3 protein-coding genes are annotated in these 3352 nt (G+C 70.5%); all 3 read right to left on the bottom strand.

The window, feature by feature from the left end:
- Positions 1 to 142 precede the first annotated feature (142 nt).
- The 3 genes from AB0I04_RS55010 to AB0I04_RS55000 all read right to left on the bottom strand — a co-directional run bounded on the left by AB0I04_RS55010 (position 143) and on the right by AB0I04_RS55000 (position 3066).
- On the bottom strand, positions 143 to 619 hold the full coding sequence (locus tag AB0I04_RS55010) for a TIGR03618 family F420-dependent PPOX class oxidoreductase (protein ID WP_360905009.1): 477 nt from the start codon (positions 617 to 619) through the stop codon (positions 143 to 145).
- Positions 603 to 2099: an MFS transporter gene (locus tag AB0I04_RS55005; RefSeq protein ID WP_360905006.1), complete on the bottom strand. Its 1497-nt coding sequence runs from the start codon at positions 2097 to 2099 to the stop codon at positions 603 to 605. Before AB0I04_RS55005 ends, AB0I04_RS55010 begins: the two co-directional genes overlap by 17 nt.
- A gap of 145 nt (positions 2100 to 2244) precedes the next feature.
- Entirely contained in the window at positions 2245 to 3066 is an 822-nt protein-coding gene (locus AB0I04_RS55000; RefSeq protein ID WP_360905003.1) for an NAD(P)H-binding protein, read from the bottom strand.
- Between the last annotated feature and the right edge of the window lie 286 nt (positions 3067 to 3352).

Genomic DNA, 3352 nt, shown 5'->3' with positions numbered 1-3352 from the left:
AGGCAGCCTCGGTCAGCTCACCACGACGCACCACGAACGATCATCCAACCCGAACCCGCTGGATGCCGCCCGCTTTTTGTCAGACAGAACCTAGTAGCAGGCCAGTGCTCATCGAATCGGGGACCCTACAGCCGGACGGTTCTTAGTACAGGCCCATCACCCGGTCGACCGCGATCTCGATCACGACTAGACCGGGCGGGGTGGGCGGTGGTGACCCGTAGCGGTCGGCGTAGCGGCGTACGCCCTCGGCCAGTCGGCGAGGGTCGTCGGATACGGTCGCGGGGCCTTCGAGTGTGATCCAGCGGGGGCCTGCCACCTGGCAGATCGCCACGCGGGTCCCGGGAGCGGCCAGGAGGTTCCCGGCCTTGCGGCGTGAGGCGACCGTCATGACCCGCGCCGTCCCGGTCGTGCGGTCCCAGGTGAACCGGACGGGTGCCACGTGCGGCGTGCCGTCGGGGCGGAGGGTCGTCAGCGTGCACACGTGGGGCTCGGTCAGGAACGCCTCGGCCGAGGCCGGCAATGGGAGGGACTTGGCGTTCGCCCCGCCGTCACCCGGCCGGGGCACCGTGCGGCCTTCACGCGACCGGTACGCCGTGCGGTCGTTACGCGACGGGGGCAACGGATTCTCCGTTCGCGTGCTCTGGCGCCCTCAACTTGGGCAACGACAGTGCGACGAGGACGCCCACCGTCGCGAAGCAGGCCGCGATGAGGAAGGCCTCGTGGAAGACGCTCGCCCGCGCCGCCAGGACGAGCGGGGGGTCCCCGTGGGCGGCCTTGGTCAGGGCTGGGACCCGGCTGAAGACGATCGTTGCGGCGATGGCCACGCCGAGCGCTCCACCGGCCTCCTGGCTGGTGTTGATGAGCCCGGCGGCCAGGCCGGACTCGGTCTTCCGGACCCCGGCGAACGCGGCGACCTGCAGCGGCACGAAGGACATGCCGAGGCCCAGCCCGGCGAGGAGGAACGCTGGCAGGACGTCACTGACGTAACCACCGTGGACGGGCAACCGCCAGAGCATGAGCATCCCGGCGACGGTGATGACGATGCCGGTGATCAGTACCGGCTTGGCCGCCATCTTGGTCACCAGTTTCGAGGAGATCCCCGCGCCGGCGGACACGATGATGGCGAGGGGGACGTAGGCCAGGCCGGTCCGGATCGGCGAGTAGTCCAGGACCTGCTGCATGAACAGGCTGGCGAAGAAGAACAGGGTCACCAGCGTGCCGAACAGGAGCACGGCGGTGATGTTCGCCGCTCGGAGGGCCCGGAGCCGGAAGATGCCGAGCGGGATCAGCGGCGACTCGGCCCGCCGCTCGATCACCAGGAACGCCGCCAGGAGGATGCCGGTGACGACGAGACCGCCGATGGTCCGAGCCGATGTCCAGCCGACATCGACGGTCTGGCCCAGGGTGTAGATCAGCAGCATCAGGCCTGCGGTGAGGACGACGGCCCCTGCCGTGTCGAAGGCACGGGGCCGCCTCTCGGCACGACTCTCAGGGACGACGAACGGCGCGAGCGCCGCGGCCGCCAGCCCGATCGGCACGTTGATGAAGAAGATCCACCGCCAACCGGGTCCTTCGGTGAACAGCCCGCCGAGGACCACTCCGGCGACCGAGGCGATGCCGCTGAGCCCGCCCCAGATCCCGAGCGCGCGGTTGCGCTCCGGGCCCTCGGCGAACGTGTTGGTCAGCAGGCTGAGGGCGGCAGGGGCGATGAAAGCCGCTCCCAGTCCCTGCAGGCCGCGGGCGGCGATCAGCATGGTGGAGCCCTGGGCGACCCCCGCGAGGAGGGATGCCGCCGCGAAGACGATCAGGCCGGTCCGCAGGATGCGGCGACGCCCGAAGGTGTCGGCGAGGCGCCCGCTGAGCAGCAGGAACCCGCCGAGCACCGTTCCGTAGGCGGTGACGATGTACTGCAGGTAGCTTTCGGAGACGCCGAGGTCCCGCTCGATGGACGGGAGGGCGACGTTCACGATCGAGACGTCGAGGAACGTCATGAACCCGGCGACGCAGAGGAACGCCAGGATCAGTCCGGGATGGCCGGCGGCCCGCGCTCGCGGCGGTGACGCCGTCCCGGATCGGGGTTGCGCTTCTGTAATCGACACAGGTGCTCCTTGAAATGAGGCCGGGCTCGTCGTCCGGCCGGATGAGTGCATGGGGACGGCCGTGCCGGACGGCGTCGGGTCGAGAGGGCCCGGTCTCGCGCCCGTGCCCGCGGGGGGAGTACGGGCGCGAGACCGGGGCGGGGGCTCAGCGGAAGGCGGCGATGTTGCGGGTCGCCCAGTCGGCGAACGTGCGGGGCGGGCGGCCGAGGACCTGCTCGATGTGGGGGCTCACGCGCTGCTCGGCGGGCATCGGCTCGCCGAGGATGGCCAGCGTGCCCTCCACCACGGGCTCGGGCATGAACTGCAGCATCTGCGCCCGGGCCTCCGCACGGGTCTGCTCGACGAACCGCACCGCTGCTCCGAGCGCGTCCCCGATCGCCTGAGTCCGCTCGCGCGGAGTGGTCGACGCCGGCCCGGTGAGCTCGTACGTCCGGCCGGCGTGCTCCTCCTGGACCAGGACCGCGGCCGCGACCTCGGCGATGTCGTCCGGGTCGACGGTCGGCAGGCCGACGTCGCCGAACGGCGCTGCGACCATTCGCTCCGTCCGGACCGTCTCGGCCCAGGCGAAGGCGTTCGAGTCGAAGCCGCCCGGCCGCAGGATCGTCCAGTCCAGGTCCGACCCGCGCACGGCGTCCTCGAATGCCCGCGGGTGGCCGTACGCCTCCGGCCGGGTCCCCGCGCCCTGGGAGGACAGCAGGACGATCCGGCGCAGGCCGGCGCCCTTCGCGACGTCGAGGATGCCCTGCGGGTCGTCCCCGGCGACGAGGAGGAAGAGCGCGTCGGCTTCCTCGAGTGCCGGCTTGAGGCTCGCCGGGTCGTCCAGGTCCGCCGCCACGTGCCGGACTCCATCCGGCAGGCCGGCGGCCGGGGCGCGGCGCGAGACGGCCGTCACCTGCTCGCCGGCCGCGGCGAGGATGCTCACGAGGCGAGCTCCGACGTTCCCGGTGGCTCCCGTGATAACGATCATGGCCTTCTCCTGTTGATCGATCCGTACTGAGTTAGTTGGCTAACTGAGGAGGACCATAGCCAATCCGCCGGCGGCTGTCTATAGTTAGTTAGGTGACTGACTCGAAGAGAAGTGGCAGCGGTGAGGTCGCCTGTGGGGTGCGGAAACTGGGTGAGTGCTGTGGATCTGTGCAGGTTGGTGGCTCGACCACCGTGAGGTAGCGGCCATCCTGGCTGGTTGTGTTCTGGTCCTTCCTGTACCTCATCCTCGGCCACGTCCTCCGACTCTGGCTCCTGCTGATGCGTGG

Origin of the sequence: Actinoallomurus sp. NPDC050550, from assembly GCF_040655075.1 — a bacterium.
Taxonomy (GTDB): Bacteria; Actinomycetota; Actinomycetes; order Streptosporangiales; family Streptosporangiaceae; genus Actinoallomurus.
The sequence above is the reverse complement of the archived record's forward strand: the minus strand, read 5'-3'. Positions and strand labels throughout refer to the sequence as shown.